This window comes from Luteolibacter sp. LG18, assembly GCF_036322585.1.
In the GTDB taxonomy this organism is placed as follows: domain Bacteria; phylum Verrucomicrobiota; class Verrucomicrobiia; order Verrucomicrobiales; family Akkermansiaceae; genus Luteolibacter.
The window spans coordinates 4356115-4380699 of sequence record NZ_AP024600.1 but is presented as its reverse complement, the minus strand read 5'-3'; the positions used below and the strand labels follow the sequence as shown (position 1 = coordinate 4380699).

Genomic DNA, 24585 nt, shown 5'->3' with positions numbered 1-24585 from the left:
CTCCCATCCCGTCCTTGAATGCCATCCGGGTGGAATCGTGGTTTGGCGCTTCGAAATCCCCTCCTCCGCCTGTCGCATTTCTTGGAGGATATTTCCTTGAGCGGAAAAATGGTTCCGCTGTGCTTGCCAAGATGAATTTTGATCGCCGCGAGTTCTTGCTATCGATGTCCGCCGCCATGGCCGCCCTGACCACCACCGGTTTCGGCCAATCCCAGGATCCCTCCACCGGAGCCGCCGTGCTCGGCCAGGGGAAATACCAATGGCGCGTGGTGCCGGGCTGGGGCGTGCTCGATGGCAGCACCCCGGTGAAGGATTGCCACGGCATGATCCAGACCAAGGACGGTCGCATCTTCCTCCTCACGAACGAGACGAAGAACAACGTCATCATCTATGACAAGGCCGGCAAGCTGCTCGGCAAGTGGGGCACCGAATGGCCCGGCGCGCACGGCTTCACCCTGCTCGTCGAGAACGGCGAGGAGTATTTCTACGTCACCGACCACGACCGCCACCAATTCTACAAGACCACGCTCGACGGCAAGGTCCTGCGCACCTGGGACTACCCGGAGCAGAGCGGCAAATACAAGTCGGCGGGCGAGTTCAAGCCGACCCACGTGGCCCTCGCCCCCGATGGCGGATTCTTCGTGGTGGACGGCTACGGCAAGAGCTGGTGCCACCGCTACGATGCCAAGGGCGAGTGGGTGAAGTGCTTCGGCGGCAACGAGCCCGGCGACGCCAAGCTCGTCTGCGCGCACGGCGCGTGGGTGGACACCCGCGATTCAAAGAACCTCCTCTGGATCACCTCCCGCTCCGAGGGCAAGCTGAAGCGCTACACCCTGGATGGCGCGCTGGTGGACGTGCTCGACTTGCCCGGCGGCGCCCCGAACTTCATCGTGCCCTTCGGCGACCACACCGTGATCCCGCATCTCCGCGGCAACCAGAACCAGCCGGACAAGGCGCTTCCGATCAACGGATTCCTCAGCATCCTCGATCCGCAGCGGAAGCTCATCTCCAACCTCGCGGCTCCCGCCCCGGCCTACGCCGACGATGGCAAGCTCGCCCGCCTCGGCAGCGACACCAAGGTCTTCACCTACCCGCACGGCATCCTCATCGATGACGAGCAGAGCATCTACATCGCCCAGTGGAACTCCGGCCGCACCTACCCGATCAAGCTGGAACGGGTGAAGGCCTGAACCACCTTCCATCAAAGCTAAATCGACATTCATCGACCATCCCTTGGCCGCTGTTTCTTGCGAGTATTCATGACGGGGATACGGAGCCCCAAAGGGGCGCTATGAGATAGCCCGGGGCATCGCCCCGGGGGACGAATCGCAAGAGAGCCGAGCCCTGAAAGGGCGGGATGTCGGCAATGGAGCCGTTTGCCCAATCATTCCGCCCTTTCAGGGCTCGCTGAGGTCCACGTCCAATCCCAGGGCGATGCCCTGGGCTGTCACATCACGCCCCGTTGGGGCTGATGAATGTCGATCCACCTTAGTTCCACAAAAAAGGCCCTCTCAAGCGAGAGGGCCTTTTGCGTTGGAAAACTCCGATCAGCGCTTCGAAAGCACGTCGCTCTCGTAGCGCTTCACCTCGCGCAGCCAGTCCTCGCCCACCGGCGTGTCCTGGCGGCGGCAGTACTCGTCCCACACCGCGCCGAACGGCAGCGACTTGATCTCCTCGAGGATCGCGAGGCGGGAGGTGAAGTCGCCCTCGGCTTCCAGCCCGCGCAGCTTGGCGGCGGGTTCGAGCAGCGCGAGCAGCAGCGCCTTGAGCGTCGAGCGGGTGCCGATGACCCAGGCGGCCACGCGGTTGATGCTGGCGTCGAAGAAATCGAGACCGATGTGGGTGCGGCCGAGGAAGCCGCCGCGCACCAGTTCCTCCATGATCGCCTTGGTGGGATCATCGAGGATGACGACGTGGTCGCTGTCCCAGCGGACGCCGCGGCTCACGTGCAGCAGGATTTCCGGCACGAACTGGAGCACGGACGAGATCTTGTCCGCCACGCTCTCGGTCGGGTGGAAGTGACCGGCATCGAGGCAGACCAGCTTCGAACGCGAGACCGCGTAGCCGAGGTAGAATTCATTCGAGCCGACGACGTAGGACTCGGAACCGATGCCGAACAACTTTGACTCGACGGCGTCGAGGTGATGCTCGGTCGGCAGCTCCTTGCGGAAGATTTCATCGAGCGAAGCCTCCAGGCGCTGGCGCGGCCCCTTGCGGTCGACCGGCAGATCCTTCGAGCCGTCCGGAATCCAAACGTTGGTGACGGTCGCGGAACCGAGCTGGCGGCCCATTTCCGCGCCGATCTCGCGGCAGGCGATGCCGTGGCGGATCCAGAACGCGCGCACGCCTTCGTCGGCGTGGGTCAGCGTGGCTCCATCGTTCGCCAGCGGGTGGGAGAAATAGGTCGGATTGAAATCCATGCCCAGGCCCTGGGTCTTGCACCAGTCGATCCAGCTCTGGAAATGCTTCACCTCGAGGGCATCGCGGTCAACCTTGCCGCCGGAGAAATCCGCGTAGCAGGCATGCAGGTTGAGGCGGTGCTTGCCGGGAATCAGGGACAGGGCTTTCTCCAAGTCCTGGCGGAGTTCGCCGGGGGTGCGGGCTTTGCCGGGATAGTTTCCGGTCGCCTGGATGCCGCCGCCGGTGAGGCCGTCGCCTTCGAAGCCGCCGACATCGTCGCCCTGCCAACAATGGAGGGACACGGCCACGGAGGCGAGTTGGGAAAGGACCGCTTCGGTATCGACGCCGTGTTCGGCATACAGCTCGCGGGCGATGGGATAGAGGGAATCGCGCATGGTTTTCGAAGTGCCATCATGCACCCGCCCGGCCGCCGGATCAATGATCCCGGACCGCTGGATTGCGACATGAGAAGTAGCGCAAGTTTTCAACTTGTGGGTGGGAGAATCCCCGAAGGCCGTTGCAACGCCAGTCCGGCATTGAAGAACCCATCATCGGGGTTTTTTTATAGGCGGACTGGAGCCGTGAGGGAACGGCGGAAACCGACCCACTCACAAGTTGAAAACTTGTGCTACTTTTCGACCCCTCCCGGATTGCGACACGCGCCCGCTGGCAAATACCCGGCCGCGACCTCTCCAAACGCGTCCACCTGCGCCACCTGCCAAGCTGCATCCCGCCCCAGCTCGCGGGCCAGCAAGGCCGCCACCGGCCGCGCCATCCTCAAGGCCGCCCGGGCATCGAGGAACAGCGCCCGCGTCCGCCGCGCCAGCACATCCTCCACCGTGCGCGCCATTTCCGAGCGAGCCGCCCACACCACCTCCGCCGCCAGATACGGCAACGCGTCATCGAGTCTCCGGCCGAGCTCCGGCTCCTCGTCAATCAACCGCTGGATCGCCGCCGCATCGGTGCCATACACCGCCAGATCGCCGAGATCGTGCGCGTGCGGATGGTAGCCGTGAAGGTTCGTGGTCTTCGTCACACACGGCCGCTCGGGAAGGTCACCGAGGGTCGCCGCGTGGTTGACCGCATCCTCCGCCATGTGGCGGTAAGTGGTCCACTTGCCTCCCGTCACCGAGAGCAATCCATTCGCATCAAGGTGGAGCGTGTGATCGCGCGAAAGCGCCGCCGTGTTCTTCCCCACCCCGCCCTTCACCAGTGGCCGGATGCCCGCGAAGACGCTGAGCACATCGTCCCGCGTGGGCTTCTTGTGCAGGTAAAGCGCCGCGGTGGTGAGCATGAACCCGATCTCCTCCTCCATCGCCACCGGCTCCAACGCGGCTTCCTCCACTGCCACATCGGTGGTCCCCAGCAAGGTGCGGCCATGCCACGGAATCGCGAACATCACCCGCCCATCGCTGGTGTGCGGCACCATGATCGCGGTGGCCCCCGGCAGGAACGAACGATCCAGCACCAGATGGGCACCCTGGCTGGGTGAAATCATCGGCTCCGCGGTTTCTCCCGCGAGCCCGCGAACGCCATCGGTGAAAGGGCCGGTGGCGTTCACCACCACCTTGGCACGGGCCACGTGCGATTCCCCCGTCTCCTGATCCAGCCAACGCACGCCATGCACCAGGTCGTCGTCGCCTTTCTCCAAGGCCGTCACCTTGGCGTAGTTCAAAAGCACGGCCCCCTGCTCCGCCGCCGTCATCGCCAGATGGATCAGCAACCGCGTGTCGTCGAACTGGCCATCGTAATAGATCACCCCGCCGCGGAGGCCATCGGGGTTCACGTTCGGCAACCGTTCCAGCGTCTCCTCCTTCGAGATGAACCGCGAGGTCCCAAAGCCCAGCTTGCCGGAGAGCATTTGGTATACCTTCAGCCCGATCCCGTAAAACGGCCCTTCCCACCACGTGTAACTCGGCACCACGAACGGCAGCTCGTGCACCAGATGCGGCGCGTTCTTCCGCAGCAGGCCTCGCTCCTTGAGTGCCTCCATGACGAGTGCGACGTTCCCTTGCTCCAGGTAGCGCACGCCACCGTGAACAAGCTTGGTGCTGCGGCTCGAGGTGCCCTTTCCGAAATCGTGCTGCTCCAGCAACAACACCTCGTAGCCACGGGTGGCCGCGTCCACGGCGATGCCCATGCCGGTCGCGCCGCCGCCGATCACCAGCAGGTCCCATTCCGCCCGCACACGGGCCTGCTCCAGCATGCGTTCGCGGTTCATGGTTTGTCCGATTTCACCCAGCCCTTGGACCGCCCCAACGCCTCGGCCCAGCGTTCGCGAAGCTCCGCCACCCGGGCTCGCGGCATCCGGGGTTCGAAGACCTTCTCCGCCTGCCATTGGCTGGCGATGGCGGAGACGTTCTTCCAATAGCCGGTCGCGAGCCCGGCGAGATACGCCGCTCCGAGCGCGGTGGTTTCCACGCACGCGGGACGCACCACCGGCACCCCCAGGACGTCCGCTTGGAATTGCATCAGCGGCTCGCTGCGCGCCGCGCCGCCATCCACCCGCAGCTCACGGATCTTCCGGCCGGTGTCGGCGTGCATCGCATCGAGCAGGTCCGCCACTTGAAATGCAATCCCCTCCAGCGCGGCGCGGGCGATGTGGGCCGCGGTGGTATCGCGGGTCATCCCGACCAGCGTGCCGCGCGCATAGGGGTCCCAATGCGGCGCGCCGAGGCCCGCGAAGGCTGGCACCAGAAACACCCCGCCTGCATCCGGCACCGAGGCCGCGAGCAAGTCCACCTCCGCGGCGGACCGCACGAGCTGAAGACCATCCCTCAGCCACTGCACCACCGCGCCGCCCATGAACACGCTGCCTTCCAGCGCGTATTCGGTCTTCTTCCCGACACGCCAGCCGACCGTCGAGAGCAGCCGGTTCTTCGAGGCCACCGGTTCCGTGCCGACATTCTGGAGCATGAAACAACCGGTGCCGTAGGTGCATTTCGTGCGACCGGGTTTCACGCCCATCTGCCCGAAGAGTGCCGCCTGCTGATCGCCCGCGATTCCCGCCACCGGCACGCCCTGGAGGCCTAGCGACGTGCTCACCTCTCCATACACCTCGCTGGAAGCACGGACCTCCGGCAGCATCGCCGCGGGCACGCGGAAAAGGTCGAGCAACTTCCGGTCCCACGCCCCGGTGCGGAGGTTGTAGAGCAGCGTGCGCGAGGCATTGCCCGGATCGGTGATGTGCAGGTTCGCGCCGCTGGTGAGCTTCCACACCAGCCACGAATCGATCGTGCCAAAGGCCAGCTCGCCGCGCTCGGCACGCGCCCGGGCGCCCGGAACGTGATCGAGAATCCATTCGATCTTCGTCGCGGAGAAATAGGCATCCAGCACCAGACCGGTACGTTGCTGGATCATCCGTCCATGCCCCGCGGCCCGCAATTCGTCACAGCGACCCGCGGTGCGGCGGTCTTGCCAGACGATAGCGTTGTGGATCGCCTCGCCGGTCTTCCGATCCCACACCACGGTGGTCTCCCGCTGGTTGGTGATGCCGATCGCCTTCAAATCGCTGGGACGCAGCCTCGCCCGCCCCAGCGCCTCCACGGCGACGGCCATCTGCGAGAACCAGATCTCCTGCGGATCGTGCTCCACCCAGCCGGGCCGGGGATAGATCTGCCGGATTTCCTTCTGGGCCACCGCGACCGGACTGCCGTGTTCGTTGAACACAATCGCCCGCACGCTGGTCGTGCCGGCATCGAGTGACATCACGTGGGACATGGATCGTGGGATGTTAGACGATCCTCCCGCCGAATGCACGATCCGAATCCCGGCCCGTTCTCAGCTCATCATCATCGCCGAGGCCAAGACCGCGGCCACGGTGGCGAGGCCGGCGACGTGGACCATGCCGTAGCCGCTATGACCACGCGGAGAGGTTTCGAACACCGGATCATCATGAGTGTAGGAACGTGTTTTCATGGCTGGTGGTATGGGACAGTGGTTCAGGCGGCAGCCGTTTTTTCCGGGACGTAGGCATGCAGCCAATCGGCGATGGCCGAGGCGACCTCTTCCCAGCCGGGTTGGCCGCAGATCAAATGGCCGCGTTTCGGAAACTCCAGGAAGGCGGTCACGCTCTGGCCGTCTTCGTAAGCCTCGGCGTTGCGGCGTCCCAGCGAGTCCGGAACGATCTCGTCTTCCTGAGCGGCGACGATCAGCAGCGGGGCGTGCGGCAATTCCACATCGAGCTGGCCGTCGTCCCCGAAGGCGTCCCGCAGGACATTGCGGCTTTCGTGCACCGCGAACTGTTCGAACAAACGATCGCTCTCTTCCCGCTCCAGCGTGTTCGCAAAGGCGGCATGGAATTTCTCCGCCGTCATCCGGCTGAGGGAATCTCCCGCGAATGGATTGGCGATCGACGCCACATTCCGGAGGAAACCCCAGTCGCAACTCGCCATCGCGTTCGGGGCCACCGAGCAGATCGCCACCGCCGCCGCAGCCCGATGTCGACCCATCAGCTCTTGCGCGATCAGACCGCCCAGCGAGTGACCGATCAGGATCGGCTTGTCCGGCATCCGCGCGATGATCGCCGAGTAATGGCGGATCACCTCTTCCATCGAAAGCCCGCCCAGGGAGGCCGGAGGACCGTCGCGGAGTTCGCTCGGTTCGCCTTCATGGAAAGGCCAGGAAGGCGCACTGCAAGGGTAGCCACGTTGTTCGAAGAAGCGGATCCAGTTGGCCCAGCTCTTCCCGTTGAGGAACATGCCGTGGATGAAGATGATGGGAGTTTTCATCGCGGAAAGGTGGTTCAATTTCTTTCTAGCTCCGCTCATGCCAGCCTCACCCATTCAAGTCACAACCACTTTAAATCAAATTCATTATATTGTTTCTCACCACTCCTTCCCCATTGCATCCATGCCCTTTCCCCGGTGCATTCCAAAATGCCGGAGTGCATTTTGCGTCGGCACTAACACCGCTCCAGACCGCCGCAAATTTTTCGCGCATCCGCTGCGGAATGTGACAGGATAACGGACATCCCGGATGAACGAGCCCACCCTCCGCGCTGTTAGATCGCGCCCGCCCCAGAAACGGAAATCCGCGGCCGATGCCCTGTCCGGAATCTGGGCGCTGGCGCTGAGCGCGTTCGTGATCGGCATCGCGTGGTTCGGACGGGAAATCATCGTGCCGCTGGCGCTCGCCGCCCTGCTGACCTTCCTGCTCATCCCGCTCGTCGACTGGCTGGAACGCTGGATCGGCCGGGTGGCCGCCGTGATCCTCACCATGCTGATGATTCTCGGCGGCACCATCGGAGCGGGTTGGTCGCTGACCCACCAGGCCGTCGATCTGGCGAGCCGCCTCCCCGAATACAAGGAGAACCTCCGCGCGAAGCTCCAGTCGATCCAGCTTCCCAGCGGCGCGGGGTTCAAACGCCTGTCGGAAACGTTCGAGGATCTGAAGAAGGACCTGCCCGCGGGATTGGGCGCGAAGCCGGAGGAAAAGGCCAAGCCCGCCGACGGCGCATCCCAACCGCTACGGGTGAAAGTGATCGAGGACCAGAGCGCGCATCCACTGCAGTTGGTGCAATCGCTCGCCTCCCCCGTGCTCGGCCCCTTGGGCACCGCCTCGCTGGTCCTGCTGCTCGTGACCTTCATGCTGCTGAAGCACGAGGACCTGCGCTCCCGCTTCATCCGCCTGATGGGCCAGGGGCGCATCAGCTCCACCACCCGCGCCCTGGATGACGCGGGCATGCGCATCCGCCGCTATCTGCTGATGCAGTTGGTAGTGAATCTCAGTTACGGCTTCGCGCTCTTCGTCGGCCTGTATTTCATTGGGGTCCCGAACGCCTTACTGTGGGGAGCCCTGGCCGCCGGCCTCCGTTTCATCCCTTACATCGGTCCTTGGATCGCGGCGTCGTTTCCGATGCTTTTGTCACTGGTGGTCTCTCCCTCGTGGTGGACCCCGGCGTTTACTCTGGCCCTGTTCATCGCCATCGAACTGGTCACGAACAACGTCCTGGAACCGTGGCTCTACGGTTCCAGCACCGGCGTTTCCTCCATCGCCCTGATCGTTGCCGCCGTGTTCTGGACCTGGCTGTGGGGCCCCGTGGGGCTGGTGCTCTCCACCCCGCTCACCGTCTGTCTGGTGGTGATGGGCCGCCACATTCCGCAGCTTTCCTTCCTCAGCGTGCTGCTCAGCGAGGAGGACGCGCTCACGCCTGCGGAGGATCTTTACCACCGGCTGCTGCGGCGTGGCGAACACGACGAGAGCGACCAAATCGAAGCCTACCTGAAGGAAAGCCCGCTCAACGACCTCTACGACACCGTGCTCATCCCGGTGATGATCGCCGCGGAGGAAGACTACGCCCGTGGCATGGTCGATGAAGAACAACGCGAATGGGTGATCCGCGCGCTGCGCTCGATCGTGGAGGACCTCGACCACAACGAGCCCGCATCCTCCGGAGAATCCTCCTCGCAACCGGTGTGCCGCGTTTACTGCATCCCCGCCCGCGCCGAGCGCGATGAACTGGTGGGCGCGATGCTCGCCAACGCGCTCCATCACGAGGGCTTCGACGCCCGCCATTCCGTGGGCCGCCGGATGGCGAAGGAAATGGTCTCCCAGTTCAGCGAGGATCCCACCGACATCGTGTTCATCTCCGCGGTGGAACCGTCCACGGCCAACCATGCCCGGTCGCTGTGCGAACGCATCCGAGCCAGCGTGCCGGACCAGAAAATCGTGGTCGGCCTGTGGGGGCGCGAGGGTGACCTCGATGAGGTTTCGGAGGATCTGAAAATGTCCGGGGCCGACGAGGTCTTCGCCACCATCGCGGAGGCGGTGGCCTTCTGCGAGGGCTTCGCGCTGCAATGGGCCGATGACGTGATGGAGGCCCCGCGACCGGACAACGAGGACGAGCGCCAGCACAGCTTGGAGGAGCTCCACCTGCTATCGTCCGAACCCTCCCCCGCCCTCGACCGGCTCACCGCGAAACTCGCCCGCGTCTTCGAAATCCCCGTCGCCTCCGTCACCCTTGTCGACCGCCACCGGCAATTCTTCAAGTCCTCCAGCGGCCTGCCCGCGAGCCTCCGCGAAACGCCCCGCGACCTTTCCGTGTGCGGCCATGTCGTCTTCCACGACGAACTGATGGTGGTGGAGGATTTGCTGCGCGACCGCCGTTTCGCGAACAACCTGTTCCTGAAACAACACGGCCTGCGCTTCTACGCCGGGGCCCCGATCCACGCCAGCGATGGCCAGCCGATCGGTTCGCTGTGCCTGATGGACACCAAGCCGCGCCGTTTTTCGAAACGCGAGCGCCGCCTGCTGGCCGAACACGCCGCCGAACTCTCCCGCGAGATCGGCCAGCTCCCGGAAGACACCTAGGTGTTCAGTCCTCCCAAAAAGGTCCGGTTTTCAATCGGTGGATTTCCCTACACCGGCCACCCCTGCATGGAGGCTGCGATCTGAAAGCCCCCAACATTCGGAATCTCATTTAGAATGGCCGGATACCGTTCTCAATGATTCCGGTTGCAATGGCATAGCGCGTCAACCCCGCCGTGTCGTGTATACCCAACTTATCCATGAGACTCTGCCGGTGCTTTTCCACGGTCTTGACACTGATGTGGAGTTCACCAGCGGTCTCCTTGTTCGCCTTCCCTTCGGCGATGAGTTGCAGAACCTCCATCTCCCGTGGACTCAAGCGGACTATCTCCGGTTTCGCGGGCGATTCCCCCTGATCGCGCAGCCGTTTCAAAGGCTGGCTGAAGCGTTTCGAGATCGCGGGGCTGAAGAAGGTTTTGCCCCTGTGGAGATTCCGGATCGCCTCCGGCAGCACGTGCGCCGCCGTCTGCTTGGTGAGATAACCGTGTGCGCCGAGCTCCGCCGCCTTTTCCACGTAGGCATCATCGCTGTGGGCGGAGAGGATCAGCACCTTGGTGGATGGGATGAAGCGGAGTATCTGGCGGGTAGCTTCCATGCCATTGAGCAGCGGCATGGCCATGTCCATCACCACGACGTCGGGTGTCTGTTTCCGCACCATGTCCACGGCTTCCCTACCGTTTTCCGCCTCGCCGATCACAAGTATGTCGGCTTCCATCTTGAGCAACGCCCGCAGGCCTTCCCGGACAATCAGGTGATCCTCAACCAGCAGTACCGTGATCGGGTTCATGCGAGCAAGGAGACTTTGCCCCTCCAAGGAGCAGGCTTCTTTCCCTCGGCAGGATATCCATCGGGAAGATCCAGCCGGACGGTGGTTCCCTTGCCGGGTGTGGATTCCAGGGTAAAAACCCCGCCGACCATTTCAGCTCGTTCCCGCATGCCAAGGATGCCGAGACCTTTCTTTCGTCTAGAGGATGCGATCCCATTCGCCGGAAAGCCCCTTCCATCGTCGGAGATTTCCATGCGGACGCCCTGGTCCATCCTTAGGATCCGTACTTTCGCCCGGCTGGCTTTCGCGTGGCGGGAGATGTTGGTCAGGGCTTCCTGGGCGACGCGATAAAGCACCGTGCGGGAGGAGCCGGGCAGGTCTTCGACCCCCGTGAACGTGGTGAGCCTCACCGGCAGCCCGGTCTGCTCCGTGAACGACTTCAAGTGGGATTTGAGCGCGGGAACCAATCCCAGGTCGTCCAGCACCGTCGGCCGGAGATCCCGGGCGAACGCGTGGACAATTTCCACCGACTTCTCCACCAACCTCTGGGCGACCGAAATTTTCTCGTGCAGCTCCTGGGCGTTCGCCGTGTTCTGCAGGGTCAAGGTGGCCAACCGGACATTGATCCCCGTCAGGGCCTGTGCGATCACATCGTGGAGTTCCCGGCTGATCCTCTTCCGCTCCTCTTCCTGTGCCGAGAGCAAGCGCCTCGATAAAAGCCTCAGTTCCTCCTGCATTCGACGCGACTTGGCGAGCAACTGGCTGGAGGTCGTCTCACTGGTCCGGAGAGACTTCTCGACCCGCTTTCTCCGGACGATCTCCCGGTTCAGCTCCGCGTTCGATGCCGCGAGTTCCACGGTGCGTTGGCTGAGCTTGCCGACCACCGACTCCAAACGGGCATTGGTCTCGCGTGCTCCCCGGTGCGCCTCTTCGAATGGAGCGAGGGCCCGTGCGAAAAACTCTCCGGCTTGACGAAGGGCTCCATCGCTGTCCGGCTCCCGATGGCGCTGTAGTTTCAGGGCAGTCAAGGCATCCTCGTGAACCTTCACCATCTCCGTCGCCCCGAGCCCCATTTTTACAGCCCGCAGTCCCAACCTTCGTGCTCCCTCCCACTCCGCAGCCGCCCCTCGTTTCAAGGATCGGCGGAGTTCCCTGAGGTAGGCTGGAGACAATGATGAAGGAGGGATTTTCATAAAGACATTCCGATCACCTCTGCCCGTGCAGCGAATCACTCTTCACCATCCCTCAGGGGCACCTCACAAGCGATCACTTTTTCAAAAACGGCGACGCGGCTCCCGCGACCGGCGCATGCTTACCGACGGATCACCACATCCAGGACCGCGTCCTGACGTTCCGGATCCGATTCGCCGGTCAACTCGCTTTTGGCCCTCTCATAATCCGCCTGGGTGACGCGAAGGGGCGGGCGCCCCGCCAAAGCTGCCAACTCCCTGGTCCTGGAATAAACCATCTCCCGTGTGACAGGACCGGCTTCGGGCACTTTGTTTGGAGAGAAGCTGCTCATGGATGTTCTTGGGAACATGGCATTCATTCTACAAAGGAGGATCAGGTGGCGGTTCTGACTCCCCCGTTCCGGCTGGTGACCTGGATTTTCTCTTTGGGCAGGTTCAGGTAGACGGTGGACTCGTCGTCGTTGATCCGATCCAGGTTGCAGATGGGAATCAGGATTTCCTTGCTCGAAAACCAGTATCCAGCCTCGAGAACAAGCGCTCCGATCGCCCAGCTTTGGTCGTCCACCACGAAACTGGAAACCGCGCCAATCGGTCCGTTAGTCGCATGAATGTTGTAACCTGTGATGGCTTCGGTGCCGCGCAGGTGAACAGGGTCCTCCCGCCGGGAATGACGAAGCGAAACCGCGACGGATCGCGGCAAATACGGGAGGGGAAAGCCGATCTCACCCCACATCGCTCCGCCCTTCCAATAAGGAGGCCACCCGTAATAGTCGTAGTAGTCCTTCTCGAATTCTCGTGTCACCGGCTGATGCAGTTCGATCGGAGGACTTTCCTCGATCTGACGTCGGCTCAGATTCACATGGAGGACTCTCCCGTCCCGGTCGTGATCGCCCAACGCATGGGGACTCAGCAACACCTCGCGGCCGGGGAGCCAATCTCCGGCATCCGCGACGAGGTAGCGGATGATCCATGTTTCATCGTCGAAGTAAAAGTCTCTCACATGCCCGATGGGGCCGTCCGTGGCAATAAGCTTGTTGCCATCCAGTTCCTCAAGGTTGCGTAGCATATAATCATCCTTCTGATTCCGTTGGTTGACGCGGGTGAACGGCAGTTGGGGCAACTCAACGATAGGGCATGGCTCCACCCAATGCCATGGGGTTTAACCCTACCATCAGCCCTTCGCAAATCCGTCGCCGCCATACGCGAAGTTCATCCCGCAGCCTCCGTTTCCCTCGGATTACCGAAGTAGGTAAATGCCCCATGGCACTTCCAGGGCGCAGGGGTGAGAATGACATGCCCGAAATGGGCACCTCATGCAAACATGCCCGACCATTTTCCCGACGCGTGCGGACGATGAAATCGCCTCCGCCGCTGCTATCATCCTCGACGCCTCTCCGATCTTTCCCAAAGGCACGGTGAGAGTCTCGGTTCAGGATGGATGGATCACACTGGAGGGAGAGCACGAGTGGTGGTTTCAGAAAAATGCGGCCGCCTACGCGGTACACGATCTCCCTGGCGTCAAGGGCGTCACGAACCTCATCACCACCTATCCGGACGATCCCCCCACAATGAACCCTTGGAGATCGAGACCATAGTCCGGTCATCCCATGAGGTCTGTTCCTCCAAAGAGACCAACCCCTCCCTACTGGAGGCATCGCAATCTTCAACCTTCGTCGCCGAGGTTTCCATACCAACCGAAAGCGACATCGCCCACCTGGCCGTCTGCTCCCCCCACGGACGGCCAGGCAGAGGGCCAACGAATCGGTCGTTGGCCGTCAGAGGTCACCGCGGCTGGAAGCTGGATGCCCCACCGTCGTCACAGGTTTAACCAGCTCTCGAAGGCCTCGTGGTTCCTGAGATCATACTGCCAGGTCCGCATGCCCAGCGCCCGACCTGCGGTCACGTTCGCCTCCATGTCGTCGATATAAATGACCTCCTCCGGAACGAGGCCATAGGTCTGGATGGCATGCTCGTAGATGGCAGGTTCGGGTTTGATCGCCCCCACTTCGAACGACAGCACCGCGCCGTGGAAACGGCTGAACCGCGGATACGTCTCGAAGATCCACGGGCAGTGGATCGAGTTGATGTTCGAAAACAAAATCAGCCGGTGGCCGGCGTCGGCCAGGCGGTCCACCACCGACCACATCGGTTCGTTCGGCGTGAAGATGTTCCGCCACGCATGGCGGAAATCGTCCGGCGTGGCCCTCGTCTCCAGCCGCTCGATCGCCCACGCGATGAACTCGTCCTCGGGAATCCGCCCCGCTTCGAAATCGTCCTTCCGTTCCAGCAGCCGCTCGAGCCGGCCGTGCGGATCATCGATGCCTTCCGGCAGCAACCGCGCCAGCGAGCTCTCGAAATCGAAGTCGAGCAGCACCCGCCCGATGTCGTAGAGGAAATTCATGACCCGGGCGTCTCTTTCCGCCCCGCGAGGGTATCGAGAATGAAGCGCGCGGCGTGCAGCGCCCCCGCGTTCCGACCGTGCCGGGCCAGCGCCTGTTTCATCTTCCGCCAGCGCGAGCCGCCGTCCGTGAGCAGGTCCGCGGTGGCCGCGCCGAGTTCCGCGGGCGTGGAGGCCAGATTGCCGCCGCCGATGGATTCCAGCAGCCGCAGGTTTCCCTCCTCCTGGCCGGGCACCAGGTGGTGGATCAGCATCGGGCAGCGGGCCGCGATCGCCTCATGCACGGTCGCTCCGCCCGCTTTGCCCACGATCAGGTGGTGGCGGTTCAGCAACTGCGGCACACGGCGGGTCCAGCCGATCACCTTCACCCGGCCCTTGAACGTGTCCCGGATTTCCTTCGCCCGGCTCCACAGCAGCCGCACGTTGCGACCGAGCACGATGGTCACATGGACCTTCGGGGAGGCCTCCAGCAGCGCCCGGCTGATCCGGCGCACGTGAGGCAGCTTCGCCGTCGGGAAATAAAGAATGCGGAACGCGTCGCACGCATCGGAGCATTCCACCGGCTCCAGCGTCGAAAACGCCGGGTTCACCGGGAAGCCGGTGTCGATCACGCGATGCGCGGGCAGGCCGCTCCGGATCATCGACTCCCGCGTCGCCGGATCGGTCACCAGCCAATAGTCCGTCGGCGCGTTCAACCAGGCGGCATTGATCTCGATGGAGTCCGTCACCACCGTGAACACCGGGACTTTCTTCCCGCTCTTCTCGAAAATGCGCTCCAGGAAATAGGGATACAGCGGATAGGTGCAGATCACCGCGTCCGCCTGGAATTCCTCCACCATCCGGCCGAGGCAGTTCTCCGGCTTCCGCATCAGCGGCATCCGCTGGCGGCGGAAATCCTGGCGATCGGTCGAGCGGTAGATCCGCGCCCACAGCCGCGGGCTGTAGGTCGTCACCAAGCGGTAGCCCCGGCTCAGGAGATCTGTCGAAAACGGTGCCCCCAGCTTGCAGGGATCGGCGACCTTCGTGATCGCGCCCTGGGCATCCAGCGCGAGACCGAGATTGCGGGCGGCGCTGTTGTGGCCTTCCCCGAAGGCGGCGGTGATGATGAGCAGTCTGGGCGGCATTCGGAGGCTCTTGGCCCGGGTTTTTAGAAGCATCCGGACGTTGCGTCGATGGGCATTTCAGGCTTTTGTCTTTTTGCAAATGGCGCGTGACCCGGAACAGGTTCGGTTGAAGGTGGTGGACGATGTCGCCGCCCCGTCCGACGAAGTCGTGCGCCTGAAGCCGTCTGGAGACTCCACCCCTGTTCTCGAACCGCCACAGGTTCAACGGACCACGAAAAATCCCCCGTCTCCTGTGGCACCAGCCGAACGCTTGGAAATCGATCGAAAGATGACCGAGCGGCGTTCCCACGAACCCGGCATCGAGGCGCTGATCGAGGAGATCGATCCGCTCGCCAAACCCCTTGAAGAAACGTGGAGCGACGAGACCCGCGCCCGCCACCCGCTCCCTTGGGGCTGGTTCGTGCTGGTCGGGCTTCTTTGCGCCGGAGCCGTCGGCTGGTCGATCTACAACACCAAGAGCAACGAAGAAAAGGCCACCCTCGTCCGCGACGAGTCCCTCGCAATCTTGGAAAAGGACCAGGAGGAGAACGCCGCCGCCGAGGTCCGGGTGAACCGGATCATTTCCGCGGTGAAAGCCTATTTGGCAGCGGACAACGTGGACAAGCTCGTCCCCTTGATCCGGCAGCCCGAACGCGTACGCCCCTTGATGGAGTCCTGGTATTCCCGGCATCCGCTTGTCCCCGGTCGTTTTGTCCAATTGGAGACGTTCCAGCCCCTCACCCTGGCCGCCAGAGCCTCGTTCTGGAGGATCGCCTGCAAAGTGGACACCGGCACCACCCGCCAGTTCCTGGTCGAGGAAATGCCGGATGGAAAGGTCGCCATCGACTGGGAAACGGACGTCGCCTACCAGCCGATGGACTGGGACACCTACGCGAAGGAAAGACCCCAGGGATCGTTCGAATTCCGGGCACGGGTGGAACCCGGCTTCCTCTACAGCCATGAATTTTCCGATTCCAACCACTGGCTCAGCTTCCGCCTGACCACCGTGCGCGCCGAGGAAACCCTCTACGGCTATGTCGACCGGCAGTCGGAAACCGCCCGGGAGATCCAGCTACTCATTGAGAAAAACGCCAACGCCCCGGTAGCGCTGGTCCTGAAACTCTCCACTCCTCCGGACCTCAAATCCCCCCGTGGAGTGGTGATTGAAAAGGTCTTGTCCCCGCATTGGCTCTATCTGGAGCCACCCGGCACTTGATGCCGGGGCAGGATGCTGCAAGCGTTCCGCCCCCGATGTCCCGGACCTCCGATCCAGCGCTTGCACGGCCTTCCGCCGCTCCCCGGAAACTCCTGTGGCCGACCGTCGCCGGCACGGCCCTGTTCCTCTTCGTGCAGTATGCCAGCGCGATCTGGCGGCTCGCCCACAGCTCGAAGGAGATGGACAACAAGTTCAGCGCGCTGGCCCGCACCCATTACCTGAAGTTCCTGATCGGCCAGAACCTCGAGGTCCTCATCGCCTACGTCCTGCTCGGCATCGCCGCCGTCACCCTGGTGCTCCCGCTCGTCTCCACCTGGTGCAAGCGGCTCAGGAAACCCAGCCGCACCAAGGCCATCGCGATTGCGTTCTTCCTGGTCGGCTTCATCCACGGCTATTTCATGCTGCGGCTGACCAAGACCCGGCCCTATTTCCTCAACGACGCCGAATTCGGAGCCTGGTACTACCGCGTGCTCGACTGGCCGGCCTCGGTCCAGCCGGCCCTGCGTCTGATCCTCTTCGTCATCCTGCCGCTCCTTTTCGTCGCTTGGGTGGCATGGTGGTACATCCGCCGCAGCAACCGGATCTCCCGCCTGATCGGCATTGGGGTGCTGGTGGTCACCCTTGTGCCGCTCGCCATTTCCGCCCTGCCCGCGAAGACAGCGGCACCGGTCGCCAAGGATGACAAACGGCCTTGGAACGTCCTCATCATTGCATCCGATTCGCTGCGCGGCGATCGCCTCGGCTGCGATGGCTACCGTCCCGCCCGCAGCGATGGCCCGGCCGCGGCCGGGGTTTCGCCCGCCATCGACGCACTCGCCGCCCGCTCGATCCGCTTCAGCCGCTGCTACACCCCCATCGCCTCCACGATGGAGTCCTCTGTCACCTTCATGTCCTCCCAGTTCCCGCACACCCACGGGATCCGGCAGATGTATCCGGACCAGGACACCGTGAAGCGGATGGAGGAAACCGTGCTGCCGATGGCCTCCGTGATGAAGGCGAAGGGCTACGATACCGCCGCGATCGGCGACTGGTGCGCGGGCTACTACCAGGTGGTGCCGCTGGGATTCCAGGACATCTCGGTTTCGAACTTCGACAGCTTCAAGATCTACATGAGCCAGGCCGTGGTGATGGCCCACTTCGTCATCCCGCTCTACTTCGACAACGCGCTCGGCTACCGGCTCTTCCCCCAGATCGCGTCCTTCGCCCAGTTCGTGACACCGGACGTCGTGACCGACCGCGTCGAAAACAGGATCGAGCAACAGGCGGCGAGCGGACGCCCGTTCTTCTGGCACGTCTTCTATTCCTGCAATCACCTGCCCTACCGCTCCTCCGAGCCCTACAACCGGATGTTCACCAATCCGGACTACCGCGGTGAAAACTCCCATGGCGTGGCCTTCGACATCAACAAGTTCATCGGCGGCACCGACCTCGAATCCAAGTGGAAGGCCCTGCCCGCCACCGAGGTCAACCAGATCCGCTCGCTTTACGACGGCTGCACCCGCCAATTCGACCACTGCGTTGACCGTATCCTCGACGCCTTGAAACGCAACGGCCTGGACGACCACACCATCGTCGTCATCACCGCGGACCACGGCGACGATCTTTACGAACCCGGCGTGACCCTCGGTCACGGCCTCACGTTCAATGGCGGCGGCCAAGCCAATCACATCCCGATGATCGTCCATGTCCCGGGACTCGAGGGCAAGGTCATCCCGGAAACCATCCGCACCGTCGATGTGATGCCCACGCTGGCGGACCTCGTCGGGGCGGAAAAACCGGACCGCTGGGAGGGCCGCAGTGTGGCGAATTGGATCAAGGGCACCGAAACCCCGGAGACGATCCCCTTCTTCGGCGAAACCGGCTTCCCGTTCATCCAGTTCACCGTGCCGGGCATCGAGCGACCCAAGCTGCCGACCATGGACGAGCTCACCACCATCGACGAGGACTACAATTACCAGTTCGTCCTGAAGGAAGAGTATCGCGAGCGCCTGGTGGCGGCGAAGCAGCGCTGCCTGATCACAAAAAACTGGAAGCTCGTTTGCACCCCCACCAAACAGGGCACCCGCCACTTCGCGCTCTACCGGCTCGCCACCGATGAATCCGGCGGCATCGATCGCGCGGACAAGCACCCGGAGATCCTGGTGCCGATGAAGGCCGCGCTCGAACGCTGGATCGACGACCACCAGCAATCGACCATCCATGAAATCTTCCCGGACGGCGAGCCCGGTTGATCCACCCCGGACTGGATCGATTGCCGCTTGTCTTTCACCTCCGCCGGGGGCAGCCTCCCGCCGTTTTCCCCATCCATGAAACGTCTCCTCCTACCTTTGGCAGCCGCCCTGTTCGCACACGTCTCCGCCGCCGATGTGCCGAAGGTGTTCGCCGGACTCTTTGAAAAAGATGTCCCGGTGCGCGGCCAGATCGGCGTCGTCCAGCCGCCCGAGGAGATCAACAAGTACGTGGCCATGGTCGAGCAGGCCGCGAAGAAGGATCCCGACTGGTTCCGCAAGCACAGCGCCACCGCGAAGTCCGGCGCTCCCCTGCCCTACGACGAAAAACTCGGCCTGACCAAGGAGCAATACGACAAGTATCTGGAGCTGTGGGCGAAGCGTGAATTCAAACCGATGGCCGATGTCATCCTGACCCTCCGCCAGTCCGGCACGGACAAGTGGACGATCATCGGCATGGGCGGTGGCGAAGGCGGCGCACAGGTCATCTCAACCCTCCGCTATTCCCCGAAGGATGACATCTTCACCTCCCCGAACGGCGAGATGAAGCGCCTTGAGGACATCAACGCGGACGCCGAAAGCATTCTCGGTGCCTGGAGCGGCCACGAGTGGAAGTTCGAGGAAACCACCACCCTCGCCCGCACCAAGGAGAACTTCGCGTTCGGCCAGTTCGCCGACAAGAAATACGGCATCGTCGTTTACCGAGTGCAGGAGATCTCGACCGAAGGTTCCCGCCTGCAGGACAAGAGCATGGTGATCCGCTTCCCGCTGGGCAAGGCCGGCCAGATTTCGGAGAACGCCCAGCGCCCTGGCGCGGCTCCTGCTCCCGGAAAACCGGCGCCGGCCACTCCGACTCCGGCTCCGAAGAAGAAGTAACCCCATGGACACGGCGGATCGTCCGGGAAGAAAGCGCCCGTGGTTCCGCCGTCGACGGTTTCTCGCGGCGGCGCTCCCGCTTGCCGCGCCCTTGGGGGTTTGGTTGGCGACCAGCCTTTGGCTCGCCACCCCCTGGGGCCGCTCCTGGGTCGCTGGAAAAATCTCCAGCCGCCTTGGCTTGGAAACGCGCCTCGGAGGCGTGAGCCTCACTCCCTGGGGTGGCCTGCATGTCAAAGGGCTGACCTTGGAGCAACCGCCCCCCCTGAAGGCCGAAGTGGCCGAGCCCCTTCTTTCGATCGCGTCCGCACGGGCTTGGCCGGTCTGGAAGGCATGGCTTCACCGCCGATGGGAAGTGTCCTCCGTCGAACTGGAATCCCCGCGCGCGGTGATTCCCCTGCAATTGGCCCTCCACTTCTCAAGGCTCGCTCCCCCTCCGCCTCCGGTGGTCGCGGTGAACAAGCCCATGGAACCCACCAGCCCCGTGGTTTCCCTGCCGCTCGGACAGACTCCGGTCATTCCGCTCTTCACCATTCCGGTCCCGTCGCCGCTGGCAGCACCGTCCACGACGCCGCCCGTGCTCAAGGTCACCTTGGCACCACCTCCCGATCCAGTAGCCCCATCCTGCTTCGTTCCCACCTGCTGGATCAGCATCCGCGGCGGCTCCGTGGCGATCGTCTCGGCAGGCAATCCCATCCCTTTGCTGGAGGCAGCGGGGATTCAAACGTCCGTTCCAGCCGCGGGCGGGCCAGCGGACTCCAGCTTGCAGGTCAGTACCCTGGGCTCGCTGGGCACCATCTGCAATGCCCCGATCCAGATTCCCCTCCGCTGGCAGGCTCCGGTTCTTTATTGGGGGCCCACACCCGGCCATTCGATCGCCGGGATTTCGGCCCGCTTCGGAGGGAAAATCGGACTGGTTCCGGGACTCCCGATCCTGGCGGAGGGTGAGATCCCCGCTCAATCCGATCTCAAATGGAACGCCCCCGGGCTTGGACAAATGGAAGTCCACCACCTGCGGGCCGCCGGGCGGTTCACCGGCTATCTCGCCACGGCTTCGAGTTGGCAGGGCGACCTCCAGGCGGAAGCCGCGGACATCCGGCTATCCACTCCCGCCCAGCCGGTCATCGGATTCGACCGCGCCGCTCTCACCGCCTTCCAACGTGGCGGTGTGGTCACCTGCCCGGACGCCCGCCTGGTGGGGGACACCCTTTCGTTTCTCGGCAATGCCACCGCGATTCCCGATGGACGCTTCGCCGGGGTGCTGCGGATCGTGGCGGAGCCTTCGATCGCGTCGGGCATCACGGCACGGTTCCAACACGGCGGCAGGCGAATGGCCTTCGCCCAACTTGGCACCCCCGACCGCCTGGCAGCGGACGTGCAGTGGATCGCCAATACCAGCGGCTCCGCCATCCAACTGGGAGCCCAGGGTGACACGGTTCCTCCGGGAGAAGTGTTCCGTTTGCTCAAAGACCACTCCCCATCATCCCCGTGATTGTCAGGGACGCTCCGGGATGCCACGAATCCCGCGTGCGCATCATCGCGGGTAAAGCAGGCCGTTTGGCCATCAAGGTGCCGGGAGCCGTCGCCCGGCCCACCACGGATTTCGTCAGGCAGGCCCTGTTCTCGATCCTCGGGGAAAAGGTGGACGATGCCCGCACGCTCGATCTCTTCGCCGGATCCGGCGCCATCGGCTTGGAAGCCCTCAGCCGCGGGGCCGCCTCGTGCGTGTTCGTGGATGAGCACCGCCAGGCGGTGTCCGTGATTGGCGAGAATCTCGCCAAGTCCCGGCTGGAAGGCGGACGCGTGGTGCGCTCGGAGGTTTCATCATACCTGCGGACAGACCCCGGCAGCTACGACCTGATCTTCGCCGATCCGCCTTATTTCAAAAACTACGGTGACCGCGACCACGTGAAGGAGCTGTTGGCCAATCCCCACCTGTCGCTGCGTCTCGCGCCGGGTGGGTGGTTCATTGCGGAAATCTCGTCCTCCCAGAAATCACCGTTGGCCGAAGGCTGGTCACTACTGGACCGCCGCGAGTATGGCGGCTGTGCCATCCTGCTTTACGCCCCCGTGGCCGCCGCCTAGCGTCCCGCCCGATGCATGGATTTCTTGGAATGGCGCTCTACCGGCTGTTGTTGCCGGTCCTGTTTGTCGCCGCGTTCCCGGCCTGGGTGGTGAAAATGGTGCGCCGCGGCGGCTTCGGCAGCGGCCTGCGCGAACGCCTCTCCATCTACCGCTGCCCGCTCGAACAGGAGCCCTGCGGCGCAGTCCACCTGCATGCGGTCAGCGTTGGTGAATCCCTGCTCGCCCTGAAACTCCTCCGCGAGTGGCGGAAATCCGTGCCCGATCAAAAGTTCGTTCTCGCGGTGGGCACCGCCACCGGCCAGGCCGTGGCTCGCGAGCATGCTCCAGAAGGCGTGCGGGTGGTCTACGCCCCGCTCGATTTCCGCTGGATGGTGCGCCGTTATCTCAGCCGCTTCGAACCATCCCAGATCGTGCTGGTGGAAGGCGAGGCCTGGCCGAACCTGATGGTGCTGGCGCAGCGCCGGAGCATTCCGGTGCGATTGGTGAACGCGCGCATGTCCCCACGCTCGCAACGCCGCTACCGCAAGTTCGCGCCGTGGATCCGCCCGGTCTTCTCGCGGTTCGACCGCGTGGGCGTGCAGGAACCCGCGGATGCCGCGATCTGGCAGGATCTCGGACTTCCTGCAGACAAGATCGCTGTCACCGGCAGTTTGAAATTCGATCCCGGCACCGGGGCCCGTCCCGAGCCGCGCGCGGAATTTACCACCATGCTCGAAGCCTTCGGCCCGGGACGCCGGATCGCAATGGCCGCCAGCACCCACACCGGGGAAGAAAGTCTCATTGCCACAGCGATCCGCGAGGCCGATCCGGAAGCCTTGCCGGTCATCGTGCCACGCCATGCCGAACGACGCGCGGAAGTGAAGACTGCGTTGCTGGCGGAGGGATTCGAAGTCGTCCTGCGGTCCGTCTACAGCGCCCCGGTCGATCCCGCCCGGGCCTGTCTGGTGATTGATTCCACGGGCGAGCTGCGCGATTGGACCGCCCACGCGGATGTGGTGGTGATCGGAAAGAGTTTCCTCGGCACAGGCGGCCAGAATCCCTGCGAGGCCGTTCTCGCCGGTAAACCCGTGGTGTTCGGCCCCCATATGGAGAATTTCGAGCCGCTTGCGTCGGCTTTGGTTGAATCCGGCGGGTGCATCCGGGTGGTGGACACCGGCGCTCTGGTGACGTCCATCCGTGCGTGTTTGCGCCCTGATTCCACTCTCCGCGAGGGCATCGCCGCCGCCACCGGCGTGCTGATCCGCCACGAAGGAGCCACCGCCCGCACCGTCGACCTTCTCAAAGCCTGATTCCGCGTGGATTTTATCCTCGAAAGACCCCGTGCTTTGGCTGTACGCCGGGTTTGTCATTTCCAAAGAAACCGATAACGTCAACCGCCTGTGAGCGACTCTGAATCCAATCCTCTCCGCAATCTCCTGTCCGGCATCGATCTGGGGCCGGCCTGGGCACGCGGCGACGCGCCTTCTAAACAGCCGCGCGAGCGCGCGGGTTCCGACGCGCCCCGGCGTGAAAACCGCGACCGCGAACCGCGCGAAGGCAGGGATGACGACCGCCGCGGAGGCGGTGGCGGACGCCGCTTCGATGGCCGCCGTGACGACCGCCGCGGAGGCGGTGGCCAGCGCGGGAACTACGAGGATCGTCGTAGCGGGCCGCCGCGTTTCGAGGAAGCCGTGCCCGCCGCCGGCGTGCGCGTGCAGCTCCACCCGGACACCCAGGCGGTGCATCTGGTTGCAAAGGAAGTCCACCACGTCGCCCGCGTCTATTCGCTCTACGACATCGCCCAGATCCTGCTGGCCCAGCGCGACCGCTGCCGCGCGATCTTCGAGGTTTCCGAAGGCAAGAACGCCCTGTTCCTCGGCAAGCACGACGGCTCTCTGTGGCAGACCAAGGAGGAGGCGATCCGCCACTTCTGGCAATCCGACGCGAAGGGCTCCGTGTTCGAGGAAGAAACCGTGGAGGTCGATCCTCCGAGCGGCAATTTCCAGAGCGTCGCCCGCTGTGGCATGAGCGGCGAATGGCTCGGCCCGCCCAATTTCCACTCCTACCAGACGAACCTGCGCCGCCTCCATCGCGAACGTTTCTCCCACCTTCCCTTCGAGGTCTATTCCTCCAAGGTCCGCACCGAGCGCGGCGAGGAAGCCGTGAACGCATGGCTGGAGACCACGAAGAAGCGCGTCCGCTGGCGTCCGAAGGGCGACGAGGAAGCGGCCTGGATCGAGGACTCCGCCGAGGCCGAGCGTCTCTTCGCGACCAAGTATTTCGAGGAAGCCTTCAGTGAAACCCGCAAGGCCGACATCTCCGCCGGCATTCCCGCCAAGCACCTCTCGCCGTCCCTTCTGGCCTCGCTGAAGGTCGCCGGCTCCCACGCCCGCAAGCACCCCGCGGTGCTGATCCCGGCCGTGTGCCGCATGCTGGAAGCCGAGCACCTGCCGGTCTTCAAGCGCGAGGGCAAGCTCTTCACCGGCCCGGCCCGTCCGCATCCGCTGGCGACCGATGCGGTGCTCGCCGAGCGCCCGTCCGCAATCGTCAACTGGCTCCAGGGCAAGAAGGATCCCAAGCTCGCCGATCTCTGGAAGAGCGTGCTGCCGGAAGGCACCGAGGAAGCTCCCCAGGAGTGGCTCTCCGATCTCTTCTGGCTGCTCACCCAGGGCCACGTGCTGCTCTACGCGAACGACCGCATGGTCATGCCGGAGCGCCGCCAGCCGTCCCCGGCACCAGCTCCAGCCGCCGCTTCCGCCACCGGCGAAGCGCCCGCGAAGAAGAAGCGCAAGCGCAAGCCGAAGAAGCGGAAGCCGAAGAAGCGTACCGGCGTCGAGCGCCGCAAGCTGAAGCTGAACCCGCTGGTTCTCCGCATCGCGAAGACTCTGCCGGACCATCCGTTCCGCCACCAGCTCCGCAACCGCACGCTGCGCCGGACCCAGGTCCTCGCCGCCCGCGACGAGCAGTAAAGCCGCCTTTTTGGCACGATCCTCCCGTGTTTGAGGGCGGGAGGATCGCTTTTCCCCTGTTTTCAGGCAT

General features: G+C 63.8%; 20 protein-coding genes. 10 read left to right on the top strand and 10 right to left on the bottom strand.

Annotated elements, in window-relative coordinates; translation table 11 throughout:
- Window positions 1–131 precede the first annotated feature (131 nt).
- Window positions 132–1190 (top strand): hypothetical protein, encoded by a 1059-nt coding sequence (locus tag llg_RS17250; protein WP_338286017.1) that lies wholly within the window; start codon window positions 132–134, stop codon window positions 1188–1190.
- Between the two features lie 357 nt (window positions 1191–1547).
- Here llg_RS17250 and llg_RS17245 read toward each other — a convergent pair whose 3' ends face one another.
- From llg_RS17245 to llg_RS17225, 5 genes are all read right to left on the bottom strand, one after another.
- Entirely contained in the window at window positions 1548–2795 is a 1248-nt protein-coding gene (locus llg_RS17245; protein ID WP_338286016.1) for an L-rhamnose isomerase, read from the bottom strand.
- 233 nt (window positions 2796–3028) lie between these two features.
- Entirely contained in the window at window positions 3029–4621 is a 1593-nt protein-coding gene (locus llg_RS17240; RefSeq protein WP_338286015.1) for a glycerol-3-phosphate dehydrogenase/oxidase, read from the bottom strand.
- Window positions 4618–6120: a glycerol kinase GlpK gene (gene glpK, locus llg_RS17235; RefSeq protein ID WP_338286014.1), complete on the bottom strand. Its 1503-nt coding sequence runs from the start codon at window positions 6118–6120 to the stop codon at window positions 4618–4620. The genes llg_RS17240 and glpK overlap by 4 nt, the downstream gene beginning before the upstream one ends.
- A 60-nt stretch (window positions 6121–6180) precedes the next feature.
- Window positions 6181–6318 (bottom strand): hypothetical protein, encoded by a 138-nt coding sequence (locus llg_RS17230; RefSeq protein WP_338286012.1) that lies wholly within the window; start codon window positions 6316–6318, stop codon window positions 6181–6183.
- A gap of 23 nt (window positions 6319–6341) precedes the next feature.
- Window positions 6342–7130, bottom strand: coding sequence for an alpha/beta fold hydrolase (locus llg_RS17225; RefSeq protein ID WP_338286011.1), 789 nt, complete (start codon window positions 7128–7130; stop codon window positions 6342–6344).
- Between the two features lie 247 nt (window positions 7131–7377).
- Here llg_RS17225 and llg_RS17220 point away from each other — a divergent pair, with 247 nt between their 5' ends.
- Window positions 7378–9711 carry an AI-2E family transporter gene (locus llg_RS17220; protein ID WP_338286010.1) on the top strand — a complete coding sequence of 778 codons (2334 nt, stop codon included), beginning with the start codon at window positions 7378–7380 and terminating at the stop codon, window positions 9709–9711.
- Window positions 9712–9820: 109 nt separating this feature from the next.
- On the opposite strand, the gene llg_RS17215 is transcribed toward llg_RS17220, so the two are convergent.
- The 3 genes from llg_RS17215 to llg_RS17205 form a co-directional block, all read right to left on the bottom strand.
- Window positions 9821–10495 (bottom strand): response regulator transcription factor, encoded by a 675-nt coding sequence (locus llg_RS17215; protein ID WP_338286009.1) that lies wholly within the window; start codon window positions 10493–10495, stop codon window positions 9821–9823.
- Window positions 10492–11667, bottom strand: a complete 1176-nt coding sequence (locus llg_RS17210; RefSeq protein ID WP_338286008.1) for a sensor histidine kinase — start codon at window positions 11665–11667, stop codon at window positions 10492–10494. The genes llg_RS17215 and llg_RS17210 overlap by 4 nt, the downstream gene beginning before the upstream one ends.
- A 370-nt stretch (window positions 11668–12037) precedes the next feature.
- Window positions 12038–12784, bottom strand: a complete 747-nt coding sequence (locus tag llg_RS17205) for a PRC-barrel domain-containing protein (RefSeq protein WP_338286007.1) — start codon at window positions 12782–12784, stop codon at window positions 12038–12040.
- A gap of 193 nt (window positions 12785–12977) precedes the next feature.
- Between llg_RS17205 and llg_RS17200 the strand changes: the two genes are divergently transcribed.
- Window positions 12978–13259, top strand: coding sequence for a BON domain-containing protein (locus llg_RS17200; protein WP_338286006.1), 282 nt, complete (start codon window positions 12978–12980; stop codon window positions 13257–13259).
- Between the two features lie 221 nt (window positions 13260–13480).
- Here the strand turns inward: llg_RS17200 and llg_RS17195 are convergent, their stop codons facing one another.
- A complete protein-coding gene (locus llg_RS17195) occupies window positions 13481–14065 on the bottom strand; it encodes an HAD family phosphatase (protein ID WP_338286005.1) in 585 nt (194 codons plus the stop codon).
- Window positions 14062–15186, bottom strand: coding sequence for a hypothetical protein (locus llg_RS17190; RefSeq protein ID WP_338286004.1), 1125 nt, complete (start codon window positions 15184–15186; stop codon window positions 14062–14064). The genes llg_RS17195 and llg_RS17190 overlap by 4 nt, the downstream gene beginning before the upstream one ends.
- A gap of 268 nt (window positions 15187–15454) precedes the next feature.
- On the opposite strand from llg_RS17190, the gene llg_RS17185 reads away from it, so the two are divergent.
- From llg_RS17185 to llg_RS17155, 7 genes are all read left to right on the top strand, one after another.
- Window positions 15455–16381, top strand: a complete 927-nt coding sequence (locus llg_RS17185; RefSeq protein WP_338286002.1) for a hypothetical protein — start codon at window positions 15455–15457, stop codon at window positions 16379–16381.
- A gap of 35 nt (window positions 16382–16416) precedes the next feature.
- The gene (locus llg_RS17180) at window positions 16417–18612 is read left to right on the top strand and encodes a sulfatase (RefSeq protein ID WP_338286001.1); all 2196 of its coding nucleotides are present in this window, start codon (window positions 16417–16419) and stop codon (window positions 18610–18612) included.
- A gap of 75 nt (window positions 18613–18687) precedes the next feature.
- Complete coding sequence (locus tag llg_RS17175; RefSeq protein ID WP_338286000.1) at window positions 18688–19485, top strand: hypothetical protein; 798 nt, start codon at window positions 18688–18690, stop codon at window positions 19483–19485.
- Window positions 19486–19663: 178 nt separating this feature from the next.
- The gene (locus llg_RS17170) at window positions 19664–20974 is read left to right on the top strand and encodes a hypothetical protein (RefSeq protein WP_338285998.1); all 1311 of its coding nucleotides are present in this window, start codon (window positions 19664–19666) and stop codon (window positions 20972–20974) included.
- Window positions 20971–21567 carry a 16S rRNA (guanine(966)-N(2))-methyltransferase RsmD gene (rsmD, locus tag llg_RS17165; RefSeq protein ID WP_338285997.1) on the top strand — a complete coding sequence of 199 codons (597 nt, stop codon included), beginning with the start codon at window positions 20971–20973 and terminating at the stop codon, window positions 21565–21567. The genes llg_RS17170 and rsmD overlap by 4 nt, the downstream gene beginning before the upstream one ends.
- A gap of 11 nt (window positions 21568–21578) precedes the next feature.
- Window positions 21579–22856 carry a glycosyltransferase N-terminal domain-containing protein gene (locus llg_RS17160; RefSeq protein ID WP_338285994.1) on the top strand — a complete coding sequence of 426 codons (1278 nt, stop codon included), beginning with the start codon at window positions 21579–21581 and terminating at the stop codon, window positions 22854–22856.
- A 90-nt stretch (window positions 22857–22946) separates the two neighbouring features.
- The gene (locus llg_RS17155; protein WP_338285992.1) at window positions 22947–24515 is read left to right on the top strand and encodes a hypothetical protein; all 1569 of its coding nucleotides are present in this window, start codon (window positions 22947–22949) and stop codon (window positions 24513–24515) included.
- The last annotated feature ends 70 nt before the right edge of the window (window positions 24516–24585 follow it).